Annotated in this window: 14 protein-coding genes; 8 read left to right on the top strand and 6 right to left on the bottom strand. The window is 69.3% G+C overall.

The genetic code is table 11. From position 1 onward, the window contains the following. Window positions 1-27: 27 nt before the first annotated feature. Together ilvD and AB0O48_RS28015 are read left to right on the top strand one after the other, a co-directional pair. Window positions 28-1875 (top strand): dihydroxy-acid dehydratase, encoded by a 1848-nt coding sequence (ilvD, locus tag AB0O48_RS28020; protein ID WP_365069206.1) that lies wholly within the window; start codon window positions 28-30, stop codon window positions 1873-1875. A 227-nt stretch (window positions 1876-2102) separates the two neighbouring features. Next, window positions 2103-2945, top strand: coding sequence for a hypothetical protein (locus tag AB0O48_RS28015; protein ID WP_365069205.1), 843 nt, complete (start codon window positions 2103-2105; stop codon window positions 2943-2945). Window positions 2946-3029: 84 nt separating this feature from the next. On the opposite strand, the gene AB0O48_RS28010 is transcribed toward AB0O48_RS28015, so the two are convergent. The 3 genes from AB0O48_RS28010 to AB0O48_RS28000 form a co-directional block, all read right to left on the bottom strand. After that, complete coding sequence (locus AB0O48_RS28010) at window positions 3030-3848, bottom strand: DUF3152 domain-containing protein (protein WP_365069204.1); 819 nt, start codon at window positions 3846-3848, stop codon at window positions 3030-3032. A 188-nt stretch (window positions 3849-4036) separates the two neighbouring features. Next, on the bottom strand, window positions 4037-6013 hold the full coding sequence (locus AB0O48_RS28005) for a hypothetical protein (protein WP_365069203.1): 1977 nt from the start codon (window positions 6011-6013) through the stop codon (window positions 4037-4039). A 38-nt stretch (window positions 6014-6051) separates the two neighbouring features. After that, window positions 6052-6303 carry a hypothetical protein gene (locus tag AB0O48_RS28000; RefSeq protein WP_365069202.1) on the bottom strand — a complete coding sequence of 84 codons (252 nt, stop codon included), beginning with the start codon at window positions 6301-6303 and terminating at the stop codon, window positions 6052-6054. A 243-nt stretch (window positions 6304-6546) separates the two neighbouring features. Between AB0O48_RS28000 and AB0O48_RS27995 the strand changes: the two genes are divergently transcribed. The 6 genes from AB0O48_RS27995 to AB0O48_RS27970 all read left to right on the top strand — a co-directional run bounded on the left by AB0O48_RS27995 (window position 6547) and on the right by AB0O48_RS27970 (window position 9341). After that, on the top strand, window positions 6547-7431 hold the full coding sequence (locus AB0O48_RS27995) for a helix-turn-helix transcriptional regulator (protein WP_365069201.1): 885 nt from the start codon (window positions 6547-6549) through the stop codon (window positions 7429-7431). Further along, on the top strand, window positions 7424-7618 hold the full coding sequence (locus tag AB0O48_RS27990) for a DUF397 domain-containing protein (RefSeq protein ID WP_365069200.1): 195 nt from the start codon (window positions 7424-7426) through the stop codon (window positions 7616-7618). The genes AB0O48_RS27995 and AB0O48_RS27990 overlap by 8 nt, the downstream gene beginning before the upstream one ends. Window positions 7619-7748: 130 nt before the next feature. Beyond that, a complete protein-coding gene (locus tag AB0O48_RS27985) occupies window positions 7749-8012 on the top strand; it encodes a hypothetical protein (protein WP_365069199.1) in 264 nt (87 codons plus the stop codon). A gap of 15 nt (window positions 8013-8027) precedes the next feature. After that, window positions 8028-8288 (top strand): hypothetical protein, encoded by a 261-nt coding sequence (locus AB0O48_RS27980; RefSeq protein ID WP_365069198.1) that lies wholly within the window; start codon window positions 8028-8030, stop codon window positions 8286-8288. Continuing rightward, window positions 8285-8929 (top strand): hypothetical protein, encoded by a 645-nt coding sequence (locus AB0O48_RS27975; RefSeq protein ID WP_365069197.1) that lies wholly within the window; start codon window positions 8285-8287, stop codon window positions 8927-8929. Before AB0O48_RS27980 ends, AB0O48_RS27975 begins: the two co-directional genes overlap by 4 nt. After that, window positions 8913-9341, top strand: coding sequence for a hypothetical protein (locus tag AB0O48_RS27970; protein ID WP_365069196.1), 429 nt, complete (start codon window positions 8913-8915; stop codon window positions 9339-9341). Before AB0O48_RS27975 ends, AB0O48_RS27970 begins: the two co-directional genes overlap by 17 nt. A 150-nt stretch (window positions 9342-9491) precedes the next feature. Here the strand turns inward: AB0O48_RS27970 and AB0O48_RS27965 are convergent, their stop codons facing one another. The 3 genes from AB0O48_RS27965 to AB0O48_RS27955 are packed head-to-tail and all read right to left on the bottom strand — an operon-like array spanning window position 9492 to window position 22734. Next, window positions 9492-11645 carry a UvrD-helicase domain-containing protein gene (locus tag AB0O48_RS27965; RefSeq protein ID WP_365069195.1) on the bottom strand — a complete coding sequence of 718 codons (2154 nt, stop codon included), beginning with the start codon at window positions 11643-11645 and terminating at the stop codon, window positions 9492-9494. Beyond that, on the bottom strand, window positions 11645-18022 hold the full coding sequence (locus AB0O48_RS27960) for a DEAD/DEAH box helicase (protein ID WP_365069194.1): 6378 nt from the start codon (window positions 18020-18022) through the stop codon (window positions 11645-11647). The genes AB0O48_RS27965 and AB0O48_RS27960 overlap by 1 nt, the downstream gene beginning before the upstream one ends. Next, window positions 18019-22734, bottom strand: coding sequence for a class I SAM-dependent DNA methyltransferase (locus AB0O48_RS27955; RefSeq protein WP_365069193.1), 4716 nt, complete (start codon window positions 22732-22734; stop codon window positions 18019-18021). The genes AB0O48_RS27960 and AB0O48_RS27955 overlap by 4 nt, the downstream gene beginning before the upstream one ends. Between the last annotated feature and the right edge of the window lie 6 nt (window positions 22735-22740).

Here is a 22740-nt window from a genome sequence, read left to right as displayed (position 1 = left end):
CGCGGCGACGGTGGCATGCTGGTACGTATGCCTGAGCTGCGGTCGAGGACCTCCACACACGGTCGGACGATGGCCGGCGCCCGGGCCCTCTGGCGGGCCACCGGGATGACCGACGACGATTTCGGCAAGCCGATCGTCGCCATCGCCAACAGTTTCACCCAGTTCGTGCCTGGTCACGTCCATCTCAAGGACATGGGTGGCCTGGTCGCCGACGCGATCGCCGAGGCCGGCGGGGTGGGCCGGGAGTTCAACACCATCGCGGTCGACGACGGCATCGCGATGGGTCACGGCGGCATGCTCTACTCGCTGCCCAGCCGTGAGTTGATCGCCGACGCGGTGGAGTACATGGTCAACGCGCACTGCGCGGACGCCCTGGTCTGCATCTCCAACTGCGACAAGATCACCCCCGGGATGCTGCTGGCCGCGCTGCGGCTCAACATCCCGACCGTCTTCGTCTCCGGTGGCCCGATGGAGGCCGGCAAGACGATGGCGATCGAGGGCGTCGTGCACAGCAAGATCGACCTGATCGACGCGATGATCGCCTCCTCGAACGATTCGGTCACCGACGAGCAGCTCGGCGAGATCGAACGCTCCGCCTGCCCGACCTGCGGCTCGTGCTCCGGCATGTTCACCGCCAACTCGATGAACTGCCTCACCGAGGCGATCGGGTTGGCGCTGCCCGGCAACGGCTCGACGCTGGCCACCCACGCCGCGCGCCGGTCCCTCTTCGTCGAGGCCGGCCGCACCGTCGTGGAGATCTCCAAGCGGTGGTACGACGGCGACGACGACTCGGTGCTGCCCCGCACGGTCGCCTCCAAGGCCGCCTTCGAGAACGCGGTCGCCCTGGACGTGGCGATGGGCGGCTCCACCAACACGGTGCTGCACCTGCTCGCCGCGGCCCGCGAAGCCGAGCTCGACTTCGGCGTCACCGACATCGACGCCATCTCCCGGCGGGTGCCCTGCCTGGCGAAGGTCGCGCCCAACTCGCCGAATTACCACATGGAGGACGTGCACCGGGCCGGTGGCATCCCCGCGCTCCTCGGCGAGCTGGACCGGGCCGGGCAGCTCAACCGGGACGTGCACGCCGTGCACTCCCCCTCGTTGGCCCAGTGGCTGACCGACTGGGACGTGCGCGGCGGCTCCCCGACCCCGACGGCGGTCGAGCTGTTCCACGCGGCGCCCGGTGGTGTGCGTACCGTCGAGCCGTTCTCCACCACCAACAGGTGGTCGTCGCTGGACACCGACGCGGCCGGTGGCTGCATCCGGGACCGCGAGCACGCCTACTCCGCCGACGGCGGCCTGGCCATCCTGCACGGCAACCTGGCACCGGAGGGCTGCGTGGTGAAGACCGCCGGCGTGCCGGACGACTGCCTGACCTTCCGTGGCCCGGCGAAGGTCTACGAGTCGCAGGACGACGCGGTGACCGCGATCCTCGCGAAGGAGATCGTTGCGGGCGACGTCGTGGTGATCCGGTACGAAGGCCCCCGGGGCGGGCCGGGCATGCAGGAGATGCTCTACCCCACCTCGTTCCTGAAGGGCCGCGGGCTGGGCCGGTCCTGCGCGCTGCTCACCGACGGCCGCTTCTCCGGCGGCACCTCCGGGCTCTCCATCGGCCACACCTCCCCCGAGGCGGCCTCCGGCGGGCTGATCGCCCTGGTCCGCGAGGGCGACGAGATCGTCATCGACATCCCGGCCCGGTCCATCGAGCTGAACGTGCCAGCCGACGAGCTGGAGGCGCGACGGGTGGCCGAGGAGAAGCGCGACAAGCCGTACACCCCGACCGATCGGCAGCGGCCGGTGTCGGCGGCCCTGCGCGCGTACGCCTCGATGGCCACCTCGGCCAGCGACGGTGCCTACCGCCGCGTCCCGGAGTAGGGACGCCGCGCGGCCGCGTCCGCCTGATCGACACGAGCTCAGCGATATCGGGGTGTCCCCTGTAGGCGGACACCCCGATATCAGCAATCTCGTGTCGATCAGCACCCCGATGAGTGCCCGGGTGGAGCCGACGGGCCGGCGAAAGGCGGTACCTCCGGATCGACCGCATGGGTTAGCGTGGCGTCGATCTATCTGGGAGGACCCAGATTCCTACGGGGGGAAACAGCGTGCACGTGGCATTGTGGAAGAAGACTGCCGGGGTGGCGGTCGCGGCGCTCACGGCGCTGACTGGCGTCGCCTGTGGCCCGCAGGGTGGGTCGACCGAGACGCCGGACAAGCAGCCCGGCGTCCTGGAGTTGCTTGCCAGTGATCTCAAGGGGTCGCTGCAGAAGACGGTCGACACCACGACCAAGACCGACTCGGTGACCGTGAAGATGACGGGCACCATGAGCGGTCAGCAGATCTCGATGCAGGGTGTCCTGGACCTGGGTGGCGCTCCCAAGGCCGAGATGACGGTGACCGACCCGGAGGGCACCACGGTCGCCGTCCGGATGATCGGCACGGTGTTCTTCGTCGAGATTCCCGCGGAGGACCGCGCGAGCACGGGCGGCAAGCGCTGGGTGAAGATGGATCTGACCGCGGTGGCCGGCAGCAAGGCGGGCGCGGACTTCAGCAAGCAGTTCGAAGAGATGGACCCGATCAAGCAGGTCAAGACGCTGCTCGCCATCGAGGGCACGACGGTGGTGGGGCAGGAGACGGTGAACGGGGCGCCGACCGTCCACTACACCGTCACCACGCCGGTGGCGACGTACCTCGCGCAGATCGACTCCAAGCGGCGGGAGAGCACCGAAGAGATGTTTGCCCAGCAGGGCGTCAAGGACATCAAGGTCGACCTGTGGGTCGACGAGCAGTACCGGCCGCGTCGGGCGGGCCTGGGCATGGGCAAGATGGGCGACATGGTCATCGACTACACCGACTACGGCAAGGCGGTGACCATCGAGGTGCCGCCGGCAGCGGAGACCGCCGACCTGGCCGAGATGCTGAAGGGCATGACCACCACCGGCACCTGACCAGCACCGGATTGCTGCCCGGTCGGCGAGGAGACTCACCGGCCGGGCAGCGCCGTCTCTGTGGTCGCCTTGGGGGTCGCCCGATCAGGACGGTGCCCAGGGGCCGCTGATGAACGTGCCGTTCGCACTGAACGGACTGACGTTGGGCAGGCACCCGCCCAGGTCGATCGTCTGGGTCATCATGACCGGCCCCGGCTTGCCCGGCCCGCCGCACTTCATGTGCGCGAAGCCGAGGAAGTGGCCGAACTCGTGGTTGATGACCCCGGCGTGATAATCCTCGATGCTGACCGGGTATCCCGGTGAGCCCTGGAGCCACCGCCGTAGATTGATCATGATGGTCTTGCCGTACTTGCAGGAGTAGACCCCCTCGGTGTCGACGCCGCTCGCACCGCACAGCCGGTCCACAGTCCTCGGCGTCGCGAGCCGGACATCGACGTCGACACGTCCACCGCCGACCCGCTGGAAGGACCACGACGCCCGGGTCAGATTCACCGCGTCGTTGGTGACCGGGTGCTGCGCCGAATCGGCCCACCCGTTCGGCGCCGCCAACACCTGCTCGATGCTCTCGGCGAACCGGTCCGGCCTCCAGGCCCGGATGTCACCCCAGGCGATCCCCTTCTCCACCGAGACGCTGTAGCGCACCCGCTTCTTACCCGTACCGATCACGCGACCGTTGCCGGTGGCGGTGGTGAAGGTGCCGGCGGCCCTGGTAGGAATCTCCGCGTCGGTCGGGATCTCCGGACTCGGGCTGGAGGTCGGCGTATCGCTGCGGTGCGGCTCACTCGCATCTGAGCGCGGGATATCGGCGCCACCGGAAGCCGGCGTCGACCCCAGACCACAGGCGGCGGTCGCCAGCACCATCGCCAACGAGATCGGCGCGAGCAGCCGTCCGTTGATCCGCACGTTGCAACCTCCAGGATCGATCACGGTCAGGTGAGGAACACCGGAAGGCTAGGTGACTACGGGTAAGGAAGACATCAGGACGACTAGTGTCGATACTCCGGCAAAGGTTGGTGGAGCGGACAGGCCACCTTACGGTCCGTCGTTTTCTGACAGCGGACCATCTGGACGGCGACGGCCGAGGATCTGCCCTACGGCAGACCGCGTAGGTCGTGGGTTCGAGCGAGGAGGCGTACGCCGTCGTCGTCGTGGCGATGCACCGCACAGCCGGCGCGGGTGAAGCGCACGGTGACCGCCTGCCCGGCGTGCCGCGCAGCGAGCCGCAGCAGATCCGGCACCGGGTCGGCGACAGCGCGCGGCTCCGACCAAGGCACCGGGATGGAGACGGCCGGGTCGGCCGGGGCCGCGCTGGCGACGGCGTCGGTCAGGCATTCCTGGCACGAGGCGAGAGCGGCAGCAAGACTCGGCCGGTAGGGCAGGTCGTCGGGGAGGACGGGTGCGTCACGCGGCTTCACCTCGACCGACCAGCGCAGACCGTCGGCCAGCAACGGATCGCCGGTGTTGTGCCGCAGGTCGCAGACGGCCACCACGAGGGCCAGGTCGAGGCCGAGGGCGAGCCGCAGCAACTCGGGCAGCGACGGCGCGTCGGGGGGTGCCGCCACCACGATCAGGCGACCCGCTGCGATACCCCGTCCGGCGCTGCGCGTGTACTCCCCCACCGGGTCGGCTCCGGCCCAGGGCAGGGTGACGTACCCGTCGCGCAGGTTCCGGTCGAGGTCATGGCCGCCGTCGGCGTCGCGGAGGTCTTCGGGTCGCGCGCCGAGGACGGCAGCCCAGAAGCCGAGCCGGTACCGATCGGGGAGCTGGACGACGGGCCGACCGTTGGGCTGGGTGGCGACCAGCGGGGCCACCTCTGGCGCGCCGGTCTGCCAGGTCAGGTGCACCACGCGGTGCCGCAGGTCGGTGACGGTGACCAGCACGGTCTGGTGCAGGCGGTGGGTGTCGCCGCAGGTGAAGCAACGCAGCGCCGACGGACGCAGGCCGGCCCCACAGCAGTGCCGGCAGTCGCTGTCGGCCTGGCGGCCGCCGAGCCGGCAGTCACAGGCGCGCAGCCGGCTGCCGGGCCGGCAGTCCGGGCAGGGCCGCCAGTCGACGGGTCCGCCCAGCCAGGACGGACCGGGCGGTTCGTAGCCGCGGCTCGACGGCACCCGAACCCGACGGACCACCTGACCGGTGGACTGCTCCGCGAGGGTCTCCTCCGGATCGCCGGAGCGGAGGGTGGTGTGCCACCAGCGGCCGTCCCGCCAGATTGCCTGCGCGCCGGGAAGCTCGTCGCCACCACCCGGGTCGACGCAGTCGGCGAGGACGCGTCGTTCGAGCTGATCGACGTCCACGGCCGGGGCGACGGGTGGGCGGGGCGAGTCGGGGCGCAACAGCCGGGCGGGGACGGCCAGGCCGCGCTCGGCGAGACCGGTGAGCGCGTCGCCAACGTCGGTGTGGGTCAGCACTTCCGGCAGGTCCCGCCACCGGCTGGGCGACCCGGACGGCACCGGGGAGCCGGGCACCTCGTACCGGACGGCCCAACCGAACCCGACGCCCTGCCGGCGGGCCTCGACGACCAGGTCCAGCAGCAACAGGTCCGCCAGCGCGCACAGCCGGGCCAGCCGTGCGGCCGGATCGACGGTGGGCGCGGCGGTGGAACGGCCCAGCACCAGCCGCCAGGGGGCGTGATCAGCCCGCAGAATGGCGTGGGCCTCCAGTTCGTGCCGAAGCTCCGCGGGCAGGTCGGGTCGCCACTGCCGGTCCAGCCACAGCGACGGCACGTCGGCGTCGGCCACGACGGCGCCGACGGTGGCGGCGAGTTCGCGTACCCGGGAAGCAAGGTCGACCACCCAGCGGCCCGCCGGGTCGCGGTGGGGGTCGAGGCCGCCGGGCACGACCTGGTGGGACGCGACCGCGCCGGTGTCCAGGTTGGCGACGGTGACCACGAGCTGCGCCCGCCGCCGGCCGCGCCGGTCGCAGCGATAACAGGGGTACGCGACGCTGCCCGCGCCCCGACACTGCTCGCAACCCCGGTACGCCTCCCGAGGCGGGGCGGGGACATCGGCGTCGGCGAGGAACCGGTCGCCGTAGGTGGTGCACCGGCACGGGTCCAGCGTGAAGGTCATCCCGTCACAGTCGGGGCAGGTGACGACGGGTGCGGCGGTCACCGACACCGCCGGGCCGTGCAGTCACCGTCGTGCTCCACGCGGCGCACACACCGCCGACCACCGTCGAGCGGCAGGTCGCAGAAGACCCGATGACGTACGCCCTGAGCGTCCTCGGCGGACACGGTGGTCTCCCCTTGATCCACTTCGGACAGGAAACTCAGGGATCGGGCCAGCGTGCCGGCGAAGTGCTGGGCGGCCGGCAGATCGGCGGCGGTGAACGGCAGGTGCGCCACCCAACGGAGGCTCATTGGACGGCCGTCAGGTCGGCTCTAAGAAACGCGCACATGCCTTCTCCTCACTGACGGATTAGTTGAACAATCGGCGACCGACGGGAATTGCGCGGTCATCGCCTTTGTCGGACCCATCTTGTAAGGTCAGAGGCACTATCTCAATGAATGTCGACTCACACTGTTCCGTTATTTGTGGGCAACATTCCCCTGTTGCAGAACGGCCGTCGGGATGTTGCAAAATTCAACAGGAAGGAGAGCCGCGTGACCGACGACATGGGCTCGACGGTGCCCCGACGGCAGCTCGGCAGGGCGCTACGCGACCTGCGCACCGAGGCGGGGGCAACCCTGGATGCGGTCGCCGAGGCGCTGGAGTGCAGTCGGCAGAAGGTGTGGCGGATCGAGAGCGGGCTGGGCTCGGTGCGCGGCGTCGACGTCCGAGCGATGTGCGAGCTGTACGGGGCGACGGGCGAATTGACTCGGGCGCTGACCTCCCTGGCCGGCGAGACCAGGGCCAAGGGCTGGTGGCACGCGTACGGCGATGCCGTCCCCGAATGGTTCGAGCTGTACGTCGGCCTCGAATCCGCCGCGTCGAGACTCCGGTTCTACAAGAACACTCTCGTGCCGGGCATTCTGCAGAGTCGCGACTACGCCCGAGGCATTTACCGCATCGATCAGCCCGATATGAGCGAGGACGACCGGGAGCGTGCGGTCGAACTTCGCCTACAGCGGCAGTCCCTGCTGACCCGTCGTCTGCCCCGAGCACCGCAGGTGCAGGTGGTGCTCTGCGAGTCGGTGCTCCTTCGGCCCGTGGGCGACTCGGCAACAATGGCAGGGCAACTGGCGCATTTGCTGACGATGGCCAGCCTGCCGAACGTGTCGCTTCGGATCCTGCCCCTCGCTGCTGGCCCCCACCATGGCGCTGTCGGGGGTGAGTTCGTCCTGCTCGGCTTTCCACCCGGCAACAGGAGCACCCCCGAACCGGCCGTGGTCTACAGCGAGTCGTGGACCGGCTCGCTGTACCTCGACAGACCCGCCGAGGTGGCCGCCTACGAAAGGGTCTGGTCGGGGCTGCTCTCGCTTGCCCTCGATGAGGAACAATCAAAGCAACTGATCGACAAGATCATCGGGGAGGTCCACCATGACTGATCTGACCAGCGCCCGGTGGCGCAAAAGCACACGCAGTGGCGGCAACGGCGGCGAGTGCGTCGAGGTCGCCGACAATCTGCCTGGCATCGTCGCCGTCCGCGACAGCAAGGACCCGGACGGCCCGGCCCTCACCTTCACCCTCAACGCTTGGGCAAGCTTCGTGAGCGCCACCCGCACCTCCTGCTGACGCTTGGTGGGTGTCTCGGGTTACTCGGGACGCCCGCCCTCGCGGGACTGCAGGCAGCACTTATCTCCGATAGTGTCCGTCCGACCACGCAAACGTGAACTCGTCGCGCGATCGGCAGACGGAGGGTGGCATGGCCAGCATCGAGGAAGTTAAGGCTGCACTGATGCAGGCCGCCGAGCAGGGCAACCACACGATCAATCAGATCCGGGCCGCAGCCGAGAACACCGAACAGATGCTGACCCGGCTACGCGCCATCTCGGCCGGCACCGGGCACCCGACGATCGCCGAAGCCATCGCCCGTGGCGAACAAAGCAAGCAGCGCCTGGCCGAGGCCATGGCCTTGGTGCAGGGCAGCTCGGAGGCGGCACGCCGCTACATCAGCGTCCTCGGCTGAGCGCCAAGCACCGCGATGAGCGTTGGCGAGGTCAAGGCATCCCTGCGCGCCGCCATCGAAGCCGCCCGCCAGGGACGGCAGGTGTTCGACCAGGCAGCCTCTGACGCGGAGACGGCGACCCGAATGGCGAACGCCGTCCTGCGCGGGAGTCAGAACGACGACGTGACGGCAGTCCGTAAGGCGCTCGCCGCTGCGGATGCAGAGGTCGAGCCCACTCGCCGCCGCTTCGACAACACCTCCACGCACGCGACCGCCTACCTCACCCGACTCGGATGAGTGGCAGCATCGCCGAGCTGGTCGCGCAGCTTCTCGCCGTACGCGAAAAGCTCGACACCGCCGCCATCACGGCGCTGCGGGCCCGGACGGATGCCGAACAGGCCCTGGCGCACCTGGTCGGGGTCCGGCGGGGCAGCACTGACCAGGGGCTGAGCGCGGCAGTTGCGGACGCCGAGGTGGCCCGCGACAAAGCCGGCCGCTACGCCCGCCTCCTGGCCGAGGCCGCCCGACACATCACCAGCTACATCAACACCATCGCCCCCGGCGCCACATCCTCCGGCCCGGATGACGCCGCATCGCCCTCCGGGGAACGTCTGGTGACTGAGGCCGAAGGGCGTGGCCGACGGGCCGACATCGCCTGGCGGAAACAGGTCCAGAAAGCCGACACCACCGAGGACAACCTGAAGAACGCCGAGACCAGCGCCAAAGAAGTCTTCAAGTTTTTCAAGCAACAGCAGGGCGGTGCCACAAGCGGCACGACGAGCCCGCAATCCACGCCGGCTCACGAGCGGCCGCAGGTCGACAGCCCGGTGACCGCCGTAGTCATGGCGGCCGGCGCGTTGGCGGTGACCGCGAAGGCCATATGGAACCATGGCAAAGCTCGACGATCGAGGAAGCGAGACGATGATGATCAAGGCTGAGTTGCCGGAGTACATCCGCACCATGGTGCGCGGCGATCACGCCGCCAACGACGCGGTTGAGGCAAGGCTTGACGCCGATGGGTGGGACGGGCTTCCCCGCTTCCTCGCGGCGGTCTTCTTCCTCGCCGTCGATCGCCGCTTCGGCCAAACCGCCGGGCGTTCGGAGGTCATCGCGTTCGTCGGCGACCTCCGAGCGGGGCTCGCCGGCGGTGGGCCGGAGATCAACGCCGAAGCCGCAGAAACGCTCATCATGTCCATCATCGATCCGTCGGTCGACTACTCAATCAACCAGGAAATGATCGGTCGCATCCAGGCAGCCACGGTGCAGAAGATCCTGACGGAGGAAGACCTGACGGACGACGAACTGGATGCCCTGCTTGCCGAAGCGGTCAGCCTCGCCTCACAGGCCTGATGCGAACAGCCTCGACGTTGACGGCACACGCTGTGATCAAGAGCGCTGCCGCCCACTGAAGGCAATCCGCTACCTCAGTAGAGGCTGGCAATGCCCCGGTGTCGATTCGCGTCTTGCCCCTCGTTGGAAGCTGGCCTCAGCCGGATAGGGCTATGGGCGCTGGACCACCAAGAGCTCATCGCGAGCGCGGGTTGCCGCCACGTACACCAATGACCGGGCCCGCAGCTCAGCGTCGTGCCTCTCGATAGCATCCAGGTCGTTGAGCCTGGCCTTCTCGGCGGCCGATTGAAACCCGACGTCGGCGAGTACGACCTTGGCGAACTCCATGCCCTTGGCCCTGTGCATGGTCATCACCAACACCCGGCCTTCCCCAGGGCGGTCGCGGTCGACTGCTCGTGCGGGCACGCCGCGTTCGTTGAGCGCGTTGACCACCCGCTCCCGCTGGAACTTGTCAGGTACGAGGACGGCGATCGTCTCGGGTGTCGCCCCGGCATCGCACCAGGAGTCGATGCGCTCGGCGATCATGTCGAGCTCAGAGACGAGCGATTCCACCGTCTCCACCGCTGGTGTCGGCCCCGATCGCGCCGAACGGTAGCCGGTGATCTCCGTCTGCTCTTCGAGGTCGACGTAGTCGCCGCCGTCGAGCACCGTCATCGCGTAGCGCAGGTTCTGCGCCGTGGTGCGGTAGTTGAGGCTGAGCCGCTGCGATCGGCCGACAATCTTGATGCCGTACCGGCCCAGGACGGCTCGGCTGCCGTAGATGCGCTGGTGGGAGTCCTCCGCGATGAACAGGTCGTCCTCGCCCTCGGTAACCAGGGCGCGCAGCATCTGCCAGTGCGTCGGCGACAGGTCCTGACCTTCGTCGACGAGCACGTGGTCGGCCTGGCCGCCACTGGCCGTCAGGTGGGCGGCGGCGACAGCGGCCGCCTCGGCGAAGTCGAGTGTGCCGTCGATTCGGCACTGCGCCCGGTAGGCGGCGATCAGCGCCCAGACTCTGTCCCGCTTGGCGCGGTCCAGGGCTAGCCCGCGGCCGGGCCGGCGTACTCGGCGGTATTCGTTCTCATTCTTGACCTTGTTGGGTAGGACGATCAGCGCGTACTCGGCGCTGAGGAAGGTCTCGTTGGCGATCTCCGGCGGCAGCGGGGTGGCCGACGCTTCGATGACCTCCCGCCAGCGGCCGGTCGGAGTCCGGCCGGTCGGGGTCGATCGGGCTTCGCCCAGGACGGCTTGGCCGGCGTCGGCAATGCTGGCGCCGGCAGAGCGAATGACGGTGGCCGCCAGCGCGTCGACACCGGTGATGTGTACGCCGGGCACGTTGAGCGCGGTAGCCTGCGGAACCGTCGGGTCGAGTTGACCGAGGCCGTCGCGCAGCGCGTCCGCCAGGTTCGTGGTGAAGGTCGTCAGGACGATCCGCGCGTCGGGCCGTTCGCGGGCCAGCGCTCGGGCTCGATGAAGGAGGACGACAGTCTTGCCGGTGCCGGCGCCACCAGAGAGCCGGAAGGGACCCCGATAGCGGCGGACGGCGTAGTGACGCTGCTCGGGGTGCAGGAACACCCGCCACGACCCGAAGTCGCCGTTCTCGATGACCCGGCGAAGTTCCTCCTGGCCGTCGATGAAGGCGAATTGAGCCTGAGCGGCTGGTTGCTGGAGCGAGCGCAGCAGGTCGGCGTCGGCGTCACCGGTCTGCTCGGGCGCTTCGAGGTGCAGCCGCCCGGCGATGTCATCGATCGAGTCCCGAGTGGCGAGGTCTACCAGGAGCAGCCCCAGCCAGCCTTCGTGGCGTTGAGCGAGCTCCAGGATGGCATCTTCGTTCGGCGCGGCCAATGCCTGGTCGGCGACGTCGGAGGGAACGCCGAGCCGGTCTACGAGATCGCCGTGGGTCCGCCCGAGCTGGATCAGGAGCGGCTCCACCGGGGCAGCGTGGGGTGCCGCCGAACCGGACGGAGCAGGGGGGCCGACGTGCGGCGACGCAACGCTTTCGGCCTCCTCGATCTGGGGCAGGCCGTTGATCGGGTTGACCTTGAGGCGGACCCGGCCGGCGACGGCGATGGCGTCGTCGTGGGGCCAGACGCCGTGGATGACGTAGTGGCACCCCCCCGCGCCGTCGAGCCGGAACATCACGGCACGCCAGAACTGGTCGACGCGGCCGGTGCGGACGCGGGAGTCCGCCGCTCCGGCGATCGGTTCGACGTGCAGGCCGGGGGTGGTGTCGTCGGCGGAGAGCTTCTGGAGGAAGGTCATCGCCTTGGACTTGATCGAGCCGTCGATCTTGACGGGCCACTTGGTCATGATGATCGTCGGCATCAGGGCTCCCTGCGGTCAGTGGTGCCCGTCAGTGCCGCGACGATGGCATCCGGGTCCGGCGGCACGACGTGCCACCCGGCGGAGCTGAGGTCGGCGCGGTCCTCGTCGGGCATGTCGTAAAGATCCACGGCGATGTGCCGTTGTGGCCAGCAGATGTCCATCGGGATGCCCTGCGGTCCTTCCACCCCGATCAGTGGGGCGTCGAAGCCGCCGTGGATGGCGAGAAGCCGGATCAGATCGCGTTCGGCGCCCGGGGCGGCCGACTCGTACGCGGACACCCAGTTTTCGTCCACGCCGTCGGGAAGCCCGTCGGAGCCATCGGGTCCCGGCGCGGCCGTCGCGGTGGTGGTGCTGCCCACCCGGCTGGTGGTCGTGATGACGGTGGGCCAGTCGCGCAGGGACATGGCGTTGGACAACTGCAGCCACAGTCGCCAGGCGTCGGCGTGTGCGGCATCGAGGGCCTGTTCCCGGTCGTCGAGCACGATCGCGGCGTGCACTGCCGACTGCGTCGGTTCGACGACGACGGCCAAGGCGCCGAACTGACGTACCAGGACGGTCCGCTCGCCGGGTGGGAGCTGCTCGTCGAGCAACGCGGCCCGTCCGACTGAGGCGAGGCTGACCCCGTCGCCGCAGGTGCGCCGGGACTTACCATCGACGAGGAACATCGGCACGGCCCGCGCGACGATCCCCAGGTCCGCGGGTTTGGGCGCGGACACCCAGGCGAGCAGCCAGGAGATCGGGCCGGAGCGCAGTCCGTCGTACGCGCTCGGCGCCGCCTGGAACGCGGCCTGCTTGATCAGTCTGGCCACCGTCGCCTCGGCGAACCAGGCCGGGGCGGTGCCGGTCTCCTGCTCGGCTGCGGCGAGGTCCGCCGCGGTGACGGCCAGGACGATCCGGCCGGTGTCGCGCAGGATCTGTCGTTTCTCGGCGTCCTCGGCGAGCCGGTTGCGGGCCGCGACGGCGTGGAAGGCGCGGCCGTCGGTGAAGACAGCGACCGCCGGTACGGAGGTGTCGTTGGATTCCAGCAGGAAGTCGGGGCGGGAGTTCTCGACGTTGACCTGCGGGGTGAGCGTCCACTGCCGGTGGTCGCCGGGCAGGGTGAAGCGCAGGGCGTTGCCCCAGGGTTTCGGTACCTCGGTGGTGGCTGCCCCGATCGCCTTCAACCGCCGTGCGATCAGTTGGCGGAAGCGAAGTTCCAGGTGCGACTCGGGGCTGTCCTGCGGCGGGGTCTGCACGAGCGTCCACGGCGGGCCGTCGGCGGTGTCGGCCTCCGGACGTAGGCCCAGCAGGAGGGCGAGGTGCCGTTCGGCGGCGGCGCGGGACGTGCGGCGCAGGGCGGCGGGCGGGGTGAACGGCAGCAGACAGCGATGGCAGGCGAGGCGTTCCTCGTGGCGACATTCGCAGTCGTGCACTCGCTGCCAGGCCAGTGCCAGCAGGTCGCGCAACTGTTGCGGGTCGGCCAGGTCGGCCAGGTATCCGGTGCCGCCGGGCACCACGTCGTGCAGCAGCAGCGCGTCGTGGTTGTCGGTGCCGTCGCTGAGGGTCGGATCGACGACGTGCTCGATCCGCAGGTGGTCGGGGTGCCCGCCGATCTGCTCGCGCAACCCGAGCAGGACCGCCGCCGCCAGGCTCGGCACGGCGAAGTCGTCGCCAAGGGTGACCGCGTACGGCAGACGCAGCAGGAGCCCTTGGGTACGCAGGGTGCGGGAGAGGGCGACAGCGGTGGTGTTCTCCACGGCCGACCTTCGGTACGGGCACCAGGCGCGGTGTTCGTGCGGACGGTTGCGGCCAGAGTCGGTGTCGAGCTTGCCGCATCCGCTGCACACCCGGAACAACGCTCCGGTGCGCTCGTCGGCCGAGATGATCCGCGTTATGCCGTGACCGGGTACGCCAACGTTCAGCCAGCGCAGATCCATGGTGCGCAGGTAGGTGCAGCCCAAGCCGGTGTTCTCGGCGAACCACTTCGCCGCGACACCGGCCGGGTCGATGTCGGCGGCCGTGATGAGCTGGAACGGAATGCGGTCGCGTTGGTCGCGCCGGTCGGAGATCTTCACTTCGTCGCGGCGCACCTCGGCGGAGACGTGGGACAACTCGACGACGTCGAGACGCTGGCCGGTGTCGGCGATGCCGGTGCTGCCACACCGAGGGCAACTGGCGATCTGCTGCTCCTGCCCGGTTGCGGCGATGTCTGCCGCGTAGCCGCAGGCGGGGCAGAACACCCAGGGGCGGATGGATTCACCGTCGATGCCGAGGTCGATCGCGTCGACGGCGATCTCCCACCCGCGGGCGTAGAAGGTGGCGCCGGGTGCGAACTCGCGGATGGCCTGCGCGGAGCCGCGCTGGAACTGGGCGCTGTCGCTTTCGAACTCGCCGGAGTCGGGGTTGGTCCAGCTGATCCCGACAGAGAGGGTGACAGTGTCGTCGAGCAGCGTGTAGTTGGGCAGCAGGCCGTACTCCTCCAGCACGCTGATCCAGTATTCGCCGCGCAGGTGTCCGAGTTGCCCGCCGATCAGCTTGCGGGTGGTCCTGGCCGATCGCAGGGCACGCTTGTCGTCGTCGGTGACGGCCGGGGACGCGGCCTTGGCCTCGAGTTCAGGCAACACCTTGTTGATCTCGGTCTGGCGCCGTTTGAGTGTCTCGACGGTCTGCTGCCAACGCCGGCTGGCTGCGTGCACGTGCCCGGCGAACAGGCTGGTGCCGACTCCGGCCACCGGGTTTACCCAGTCGATGAGCGCATCGACCGTGGAATCGGGCAATGACCCGACGGTGCCGGTGAACCGGCGCACCGCGTCGGCGCGGCCCGTCTCGGCAACGGCGATGAGTTCGCCGAGGAACGAGCCAGGATCGGTGGATCCGATGGCCTGCTGTGCGCTGTTCGGGTGGGTGTGCCGATCGTCGCGGGCCATGCCATCGACGAGGCAGGCGGTGAACTGCCGGCGCAGAATCTCCTCGGCGCTCAGGTAGGTGGCGGGCGGGCGGACCTCACCGTTGATGACCGACAGCGGGTCACCCAGCTTGGGTAGCTGATCGCCGCGCCCGGTCAGATAGGCCAGGTTGAGGGCGTTGCCGGTGATGCGCCCGGCTCGCCCGATCCGCTGCAGGTAGGACGCCACGGTACGGGGCAGTGACGAAAGCAGCACCGTCGACAGGTCGCCGATGTCGATGCCCATCTCCAGGGTGGGTGTGGCGACCAGCACGTTGGGCGCGTTCGGCTCGGTCGAGGACTTCTTGAAGCCGTCCTCGTAGCTCAGTCGGGTGGCGTCGTCGAGCAGGCTGGTGTGCTCGCGTGCGACGATTCGGCGCATGTCCGGCGAGGCGTAGAGCCGACGGTAGAAGTTGTCGACCAGGGCTTCCCGGGTCAGCCGACCGTGGCAGCGCACCAGCATGCACGGAGCCCCGTCGAGTTGGTCGACCGTGGTGCGGCTGCCGGGCACCAGCGCTCGGCAGGTGTCGCAGGCCAGCAGGTGGCGTTTCTCGGTCAGGTCGTCGAGCCGGGCCGGGGCGACCACGACGCCGGACGGCGGAATCGCGTAGACGGTGGCGCCGCTCTGGCTGGTCACGGTGGTGAGGACCCCGTCGCGGGCGAGCCGGTCGAGCAGCAGCCGGGTGAGCCGCCCACCGTCGGCCGGGCTGACCGACAGTGCCCGTGAGGTCCAGCGCGCGTACCAGGACTGGGCCGAGGTGACGGCGTCCAGGTCGCTGTCGCGGACCGGATTGGCGGAGCCTCCGACGCGGGGGTAGCTGGGGGCCGGCCGGGTGTTGGGGAAGGCGGGCATGCCCTCGCCTCGGGGCCGCCCGCCCCAGATGGACCAGCGGTTGCCGTCCTCCTGCCGGAAGATCGTGAACCAGGGATGGTCGATGGCGCCCTGCGCCCGCATCCGGTCCAGAACACCGCGCACCCACCGCACAAGCGTCTCGTCGGCCGGCTCGGCGTCGTCCGCGCCGAGTGGGCTCTGCACCGCGAACCCGGTCAGGACGGTTCGGGCGGCGGTGGCCATCCTGTTCGGTGGGCCGGCGTCCACCTCGACGGTGGCGGCGCCGGTCAGTTCGAGGGTCCGGCCGGTGCGCGAGTTGAGCCCGAACTCCAGGGCCACGTCGAGGGCGAGCCGTTTGCGGACCCGGGACATCACCCGGGCGGGCACACCGCGCAGGGTCTTCGACGTCCAGAACGGTGCGAACGACTCCCTGTCGACGCAGTCGGGGCCGAGCAGGCGGTAGCGCTGGAAGCTGTCCTCGTCGGTGCGCCGGATCGTGTCCTCGACCAGCGCGTCCAGAGTGAGGGTGCCGGGGGTGATCGCGGCGTTGAGCGCGGCCCGCAGGGTCAGGGTGTGCGAGCGGGCTTCCACGAAACCGGCTCGGTGCGCGGCGTCCTGCACCGAGTCGGTGAAGACCAGAGCTTTCTTCTCCCGCACGTCCAGAGTCGCCGACCCGAACAGGGTGGACAGGGACACCGACAGCAGGGTGGCGATGGCGCTGCCAAGGAACCGGATGCCGTCCGGCTGGGCGCAGGATGGGCAGGTGTCGTCGCGAGCGTGCTCGTCGGCGTCACGGCCGGCGCTGGTGAGCACCGGCAGGATCCACCCGTCGCGCAGGTCGAGGTCGTCGTCCGACGGGGCGGCGGTCAGCAGTTCCCGGCCACGTACCGAAAACCAGGCCAGCCCGTCGGGCTGCACGGCCCCGTCGTAGGCGGCGTTTGCTTCGGCCGGCGCGTACAACAGTGCACGGAAGCGTCCCTCGCGGGTGGCGTGGTTACGTCGGATGGTCTCGTCATCGGCGGCGAGGCCGGTGCCGACCGGGGCGAGCGCGACCCCCCAGCCGGACCGGCCGCAGAACCGGCAGTAGACGGCCGGGAACGACGGCCGGACGTCCTCGGTGTCCCCGCCGGCCACGGGCGGCCCGTCGTCGCCCCAACGGAACCGGGCCGTCGTGTCGGCGGCCCGGTCGATGCGGGTGAGCTCGCGCACCCACAGGTGCACGTCGACGGCGAGCGCCTCCCGTCCGGCGACCGCCCGGATGTGCCCGAGGGCCGCCACCACGGCCGATATCGCCAGCGACCAGTCGGTGTCGAAGCCGCCTGCCGCGAGCCGGGAGGTGCGCCGGCCGGCCTGGCCCGCGATGGTGCGCACGACGTCGTCGACGCTCGTCGCGTCGAGGGTCTCGAAGGTGAGTTCCTGCACCAACGGGTGTGCTCTCGCCAGGGCGAGCAGCAAGTCCGGCCCGGCCGCCGCGAGCCGGTCACGGTCCCCGGACCAGAGCAGACCCAGGATGGTACGGGCGAGAGCTGCACCGTCCGGGTCGGTGCCGAGCGCCTCGACTGCCGCGCGTACCTCGTCGGCCCGGAACGCGTCGGCGACGGTGAAGCCGGCGTCGGCGACGACGGTCTCCGCGTCATCGACCCATTCGGCGAGGTCCTTGCGCGACTCGGTGACCACCGCGTCGGCGGGGAACGGCTCACCGAACACGGTCTCGGCGAAACTGAGCATGGCGACCGGATCGCCTTTGTCACCCAGGGTCGCCGACGTCGCCACCGGGGTGATCAGCCCCAGCGCCCGGGACCGGGCGGATTCGCTGACGGCCGGGTCGTCGGCCCGCCAATGGCTCTTCAGAGCCAGGCCGAGACGACGCAGCAGCATGGCCACGTCGGTGCCCTGCGCGCCGTCGTAGGTGTGGAACTCGTCGAGCACCAGGTAGCGCAGGCTGGTCGCGGACTGCTGCCACAGTCGTTGGTCCTCGTGGCGCAGCAGCAACTGGTCGAGCATCTTGTAGTTCGTGAGCAGGATGTCGGGCGCGGTGTCCCGGATGATGCCCCGATCGGTGATCAGTCCGTCCGCGGTGACCATCGTCCGCGGCTTGCCCTTCTCTCCCGTGTAGAGCGCCGCAGTGATCGACGCCAGCTCCGGGTGGCCGGTCAGCAGCTCGGTGAGACGGCCGGCCTGGTCGTTGGCGAGCGCGTTCATCGGGTAGAGGATCAGCGCCTTGGTCCCGGTGACGCCCTCCAGGCGGGCCCGGCGCACATGATCCAGGATCGGATACAGGAATGCCTCGGTCTTGCCCGAGCCGGTGCCCGTGGTGACGAGCGTCGGCTGCGGACGCCGCGCACCCAGCGAGGTCAGCCGGGCGAACGCGGCGGCCTGATGACCGTACGGGTCCGGGCCCGCGTACCAGTCGAGATGCTGCCGCCAGCCCTCCTGCGCGGGCCGGAACGGCAGCCGCAGGCGCACGTACGGGCCCTTGAACATGCCGGTTACCGGATCGGACAGGAACGTGTCGAGGCCGTCCCGGGCATCGGTGTCGGTCAGCGCGAACGTCGTCGTCAGGTAGTCGACGAGACTGTCGCGGACGTTGGCCGCCTGGACGGTGGGCAGCAGCTCGGTCACGAACGCTCCCGCAGGCGCTCCGCGAAGACCGCGTACGCCTGGCGCATGTCCGCCTCCCGATCCAGGGTGACGAACGGCAGCTCATAGGTGTAGGTGTTGCCGGCCTGGTTGGTGGCGGTGCGCTCCTCGGCGGTGATCCGGTCGTCGCCCTTCCTACGCCAGACGGTGAGCACCGAGTTGGGCACCAGCCGGCCGTTCGCGTCGTAGAAGTAGACGTTGCGGTCGTAGCCGCGCAGCACGGCGAACTGCGTCCGGTAGATCGAACACAACTCGTCGGCGGTCAGGCCGAGGGCGAGGGCGACTAGCGCGTCGATCTCCACGAGCGCCTGCCGCCGGTCGGCAGCGATCCGCAACGGCGTCTCCGGTGTCCACTCCGGCCCCACCTGCCCCAGAGGGCGTCTTGTCCTATTTTTAACCCGTCCCGCCCAATCGTGTGTCGCAAAATCGACCCGGAAACAAGCTCGCCAAAGATCAGCGTATGCGCCTGTTACGCAATTCAGGCGGAGGCTTCGGTGCACCATATCGTCGACATAGTTTGAATCCCTGAACGGCAGCGCATTAATATTGGCGGGAAGAATGTCCGCTCTGGGCGCACAACGAATCCGGAAGTCGGATACCAGAGAGGAGAGAAATGCTGACGTTACCATTGTTGGAGATGGCCCGTTAGTATGCGCTCCGCTTCGAACTGTAAAAACGTGGGCGGCGCCAGGCGGGATGATCGCCGGGATCAGGGTGCGTTCCCCCTGGTTAGCGGCCATGCGCCGCCAGGCGATGCGGTAGTGGTCACGAGCCGGGTCGGGGTGGTCCTCGTCGCCCCAGTCGGTGTAGGCGCAGTCGTAGTCGTAGCGGTCGCCTCGGGGTTGGTAGGCAGTGGCCGGGATCGCGTCCGCCGACAGCGCCTCAAAGTCAGTCACCGACCAGTCCTGGTTGTTGCGCAGCGACTCGTTCGGCTCCTTGTAGAGCGGCGTTGACACAAACAGATGCGGACCCTGCAGGATCACGTCGTCCCAGGAGTCCGGCACACCCCACTCCGACTCGAAGTAGCCCTTCTTGCGATCGATGCTCTCGTCCCAGCCACGCGAGAAGCGCAGGCCGAGGTCGCCGATTCGTCCAGCGTGGGAGAGCTTTTCCAGGACCGCCGCACTAGACTGATTCACCGCGTACACCATTCGGGTCTGCCGGATCGGCACCTCATCGGTCTCCATCGTGGCGTGCCAGGCGCGCAGCGTCTCCTCGGTCACCATGGTGATCCGCGAGGCGTGCGGGCGGACGTCCCAACGACCTTCGTCGTCCTTGAGCCCGGGTTCTGGCCCAGATCCGTCGTGCACCCTTGACCGGACCGCCGTGTCGGGGTGATACAGCCAGCTCGCCTGGATGAACCTTGGCCCGGCCTGCCGTGACCCGTGCACCGTGATGCCGTAGTGCTTGTGGTCTTCAATTTCGAAGAGCAGCAGCTCATTGACGAAGTGCCAGTGTCGGCGGAGGCGCAGGTACAGCTCAGCGCGGAGGAGACCTGCCTTCTCATCGGTGAAGTGTGAGTTCAGGTGGATCATGCCAACGGTGCCGCGGGCCGACCCGTGCCGCCACATCACCTCCATGAAGCAGCGGTACAGGTCCGGCTGAAGGCCTTGCAGGTGCGGGTACTGCCCGACCGAGCCGACGAACGCCGCGATCGACAGCACCTCCGCCGTGCCGTCTACGACCAGTTCGGTTATGCCCGGCAATGCCAGGGTCGCGGCCCGTCGGGTCGCGACCTGCGCCTGGCTGGGCTTCAGCGCCAACTGCCACCACGGGTCACCCTCGGCCAGCAGGGCGTCCACGTCCGAGCGGGGCCGCACCCAGGGCGGGTTACCTACCTGGAGGTCGAAGCCGCCCCGGGCGAACACCGTGGCGAAGTCCAACTGCCAGTGGAAGAAGCCCTGCCGCCCGGCGATGCGCTCACACACCACCAGCCACGGGTACTCCCGCAGTACCGTCTCGACGGTCTTGGCGTTGGCGAAGCCGATCTCCATCCGCTCGGCCTCGTTGAGTTCATGCCAGCTCATCCCGACGGTCAGTGTCGGGCCGGACGCCTTGCGTTTGCGCAGCTCCGGGTTGCGGCCGAGCAGCGCCTGCAACCCGGCCACCCACTGCGCGACCGTCGGCGGGGCGATCACCTCGCCGTCGACCGTGGCGGGTTCGTCGGTGAGCGGCCAGAACCACAGCGCCGCCCAGGCGTCCATCGCCCGGTGCAGCCGTCGGTAGGCACCGTCCTCGTCGGCGAGCGCCGCCTCGATCTCCTCGCGCTGCACCGCCCCGCCGGCCGGCAGCTCGCCCGCCTCCCACACCGGGATGCGTCGACGGATCTGCTGCTCGGCGAGGTCCAAGCGCCGGTAGGCGATCTGCCACAGCGACTCGACGCGGTGCGCCAGTTCGGCGTACGCGTCGATGGTTTGCTTTGTGGGTTTGGTCTTGGTGCTCCCCCGCCAGGTCTTGAGCCTCTTCGCGGCGGCGGGGGCCAGTGCGGCGGCCTCCTTGGCGTCGGCGGCCGAACCCCAGCCGTCGGCGGGCAGCAGGAAGTGGTGGATGCCATCGGTGGCGATCCGGCCGGCGGCCATGTCGTCGAACAAGGAGGTCAGCGGCAGCTCCGCCGGCACCGCACCCAGCCATGACTTGTCGGCGATCTGGCTGCGGCGGTAGACGGCCCGACGGGCGCCGATCAGCGAGTTGCCACGCCGCAGGTGCAGGCCGAACCAGGGCGCCGGCAGTCCCGGCACCATGGTGTCCAGCCACAGGGTGATTTCGGCGAGTTCCACGGCAGTGGCGTTCAGGTCTACGCCGTAGACGTTGTGCAGGGCGAGGTACGCCTTCACCTCTTGCAAGCGCTTCGGATAGTCGTCCGGGTCGATGGTCTTGCCCTCGCTGGCCAACTCCTCCTTACGGCGTTTGAGATACTGCTCGGCGAGCTGCCGCACCGCCTCGATGGCGAATGCTCCTGAGCCGAGCGCCGGTTCGCAGATCGTCATGCCGAGGATGTCGGCCGCCGGTGTGCGTACTCCGTTCTGGTCGAGCAGTTCCTCCAGCGCCTGTCCGACGGTGAACTTCGTCAGCACCTCGGGGGTGTAGTAGGACGCCGACTGCTGGCGTTCCCGACCGGCCAGCCGAAACACGAACGAGCCCTGCGGATGCAGCACCGGCCGCAGCTCGCCGGTCACCGGGTCGGCCAGCTTCACGAAGTCGGCGGCGGCGATGCCACCCGCGCGGTTCACCGGCACCACCCAGGAACCCTTGCTGCCGTCGCCACCCTTGGCAACCTCGTACAGGTCGGTGTCGGCGAAGAAGCCGGTGTACGACATCAGCCCCTCGTAGACCGCGCCGAGCTGGTTGATGCCCAGTTCCGCGTACGAGATGAAGCCTCGGTCCCGACCGCGTCGCTCCTTGCTCAGCAGCAGGTGGGTGAGGACCTCCTGAAGTGCGGCGTTGCCGAGGCCGACCGCGTCGATGTGCGAGGTGGCACTGGGCCGGAACAGGTCGGCGCGCAGCGGGTTGAACAGGAGCCCCGGCGCGGACAGTGCCTCCTCGTCGGCCGGCTCGGTGATCTGGTGACCACGGTCAACCAGGCGGAACAGCACACCCAGCGACTCGTAGAGGTGGGTGCCCGCTCGGGCGTGCGGGGTGGCCAGTTCGACCTGGACGAGCTCCCGCAGCCGGTCCAGGCTGTAACCCCGGTCGTACTCCGGTGCACCAACCGGCAGTACGCCCAGCTCTGGCGACGCCTCCGCGTACAACAGGAACAGGATGCGGTAGAGGAATCGCAGCGCCTGCTTGGCCAGCGGCTGCGCCTCGGAGGCGGGCAGTGGGTCGAGGCCCCGGGCGCGGCGACGGGCCACCACGTCGTTGGCGATGATCTCGATGGAGAGACGTACGCCCTCGCGAAGGTCCTTGGAGACCCCCACGGTGTGTTTGATCGACTCGTCGAGAACGCCGCTCCACCACAGGTTGCCGTCCGCGTCCGGTGCGATCGAGGCGGCGGACAGGCAGGTCAGAGCCCGGTCGACCTCCCCGCCGCGTCTGGTGTCGTTGCGTTCGCAGATCAGTTGCAGGTCGACGGCGAGGTAGCGGCCCTCGGCCCAGCGTTCCCGTTCGGTCAGGACCGCCCAGCGGCCAGCCAGGATGAGAATCAGATCGGGGGCGTCGTCCTCACCGAACAGGGCGGAGGTAAGCCGCGCGGCCGAGATGAGTTCGTCGCCGTCGTCGTTCAGGCGCACCGGCGCGGCCAGCGTCTGGCCGTCCTTGGCGAGAACGTCCTCGACCGTGGCAACCGGCTGGGCGAGCACGACGACGAGTGGCGTCCGTTCGGTGATGCCGGGAGCCGACACGCGCAGGATCGGCCCGTCCTCGTCGACGACGAGGCCGTGGCCGCGTACCTCCAGGATGCCGACGATGCGCTGATGGATCGACGCGACTGCGGCGGCGGTGGTCTGCGGATCGCTGGCACCGAGGTCTGCCTCGACATCGGTCAGCTCGCTGAGCTTGGCGAGGTCGGCTTCCAACTCCTGCCGAAATTCGAGGAACTGGCTGCGCGGGGTGGGCCGGCGTGCGTCGGTCTCCGCGTCCCATGCCTTGCGACGTTCCAGCACGCGGGCGTGGAACGACTCCTTCGTCGCGTCGGTGGTGAAGTAGTGCTCGGAGATCCAGCCCTCACCGACCAGGATCGCGTCGGACACGCTCATGCGGTG

The organism is Micromonospora sp. NPDC085948, assembly GCF_040686315.1.
In the GTDB taxonomy this organism is placed as follows: domain Bacteria; phylum Actinomycetota; class Actinomycetes; order Mycobacteriales; family Micromonosporaceae; genus Micromonospora.
The sequence above is the reverse complement of the archived record's forward strand: the minus strand, read 5'-3'. Positions and strand labels throughout refer to the sequence as shown.

Coding starts and splice junctions, on each gene's coding strand:
- ilvD (WP_365069206.1), top strand. CDS start 28: ATGCCTGAGCTGCGGTCGAGGACCTCCACACACGGTCGGACGATGGCC.
- AB0O48_RS28005 (WP_365069203.1), bottom strand. CDS start 6,013: ATGACCTTCACGCTGGACCCGTGCCGGTGCACCACCTACGGCGACCGG.
- AB0O48_RS28000 (WP_365069202.1), bottom strand. CDS start 6,303: ATGAGCCTCCGTTGGGTGGCGCACCTGCCGTTCACCGCCGCCGATCTG.
- AB0O48_RS27990 (WP_365069200.1), top strand. CDS start 7,424: ATGACTGATCTGACCAGCGCCCGGTGGCGCAAAAGCACACGCAGTGGC.
- AB0O48_RS27985 (WP_365069199.1), top strand. CDS start 7,749: ATGGCCAGCATCGAGGAAGTTAAGGCTGCACTGATGCAGGCCGCCGAG.
- AB0O48_RS27980 (WP_365069198.1), top strand. CDS start 8,028: ATGAGCGTTGGCGAGGTCAAGGCATCCCTGCGCGCCGCCATCGAAGCC.
- AB0O48_RS27975 (WP_365069197.1), top strand. CDS start 8,285: ATGAGTGGCAGCATCGCCGAGCTGGTCGCGCAGCTTCTCGCCGTACGC.
- AB0O48_RS27970 (WP_365069196.1), top strand. CDS start 8,913: ATGATGATCAAGGCTGAGTTGCCGGAGTACATCCGCACCATGGTGCGC.
- AB0O48_RS27965 (WP_365069195.1), bottom strand. CDS start 11,645: ATGCCGACGATCATCATGACCAAGTGGCCCGTCAAGATCGACGGCTCG.
- AB0O48_RS27955 (WP_365069193.1), bottom strand. CDS start 22,734: ATGAGCGTGTCCGACGCGATCCTGGTCGGTGAGGGCTGGATCTCCGAG.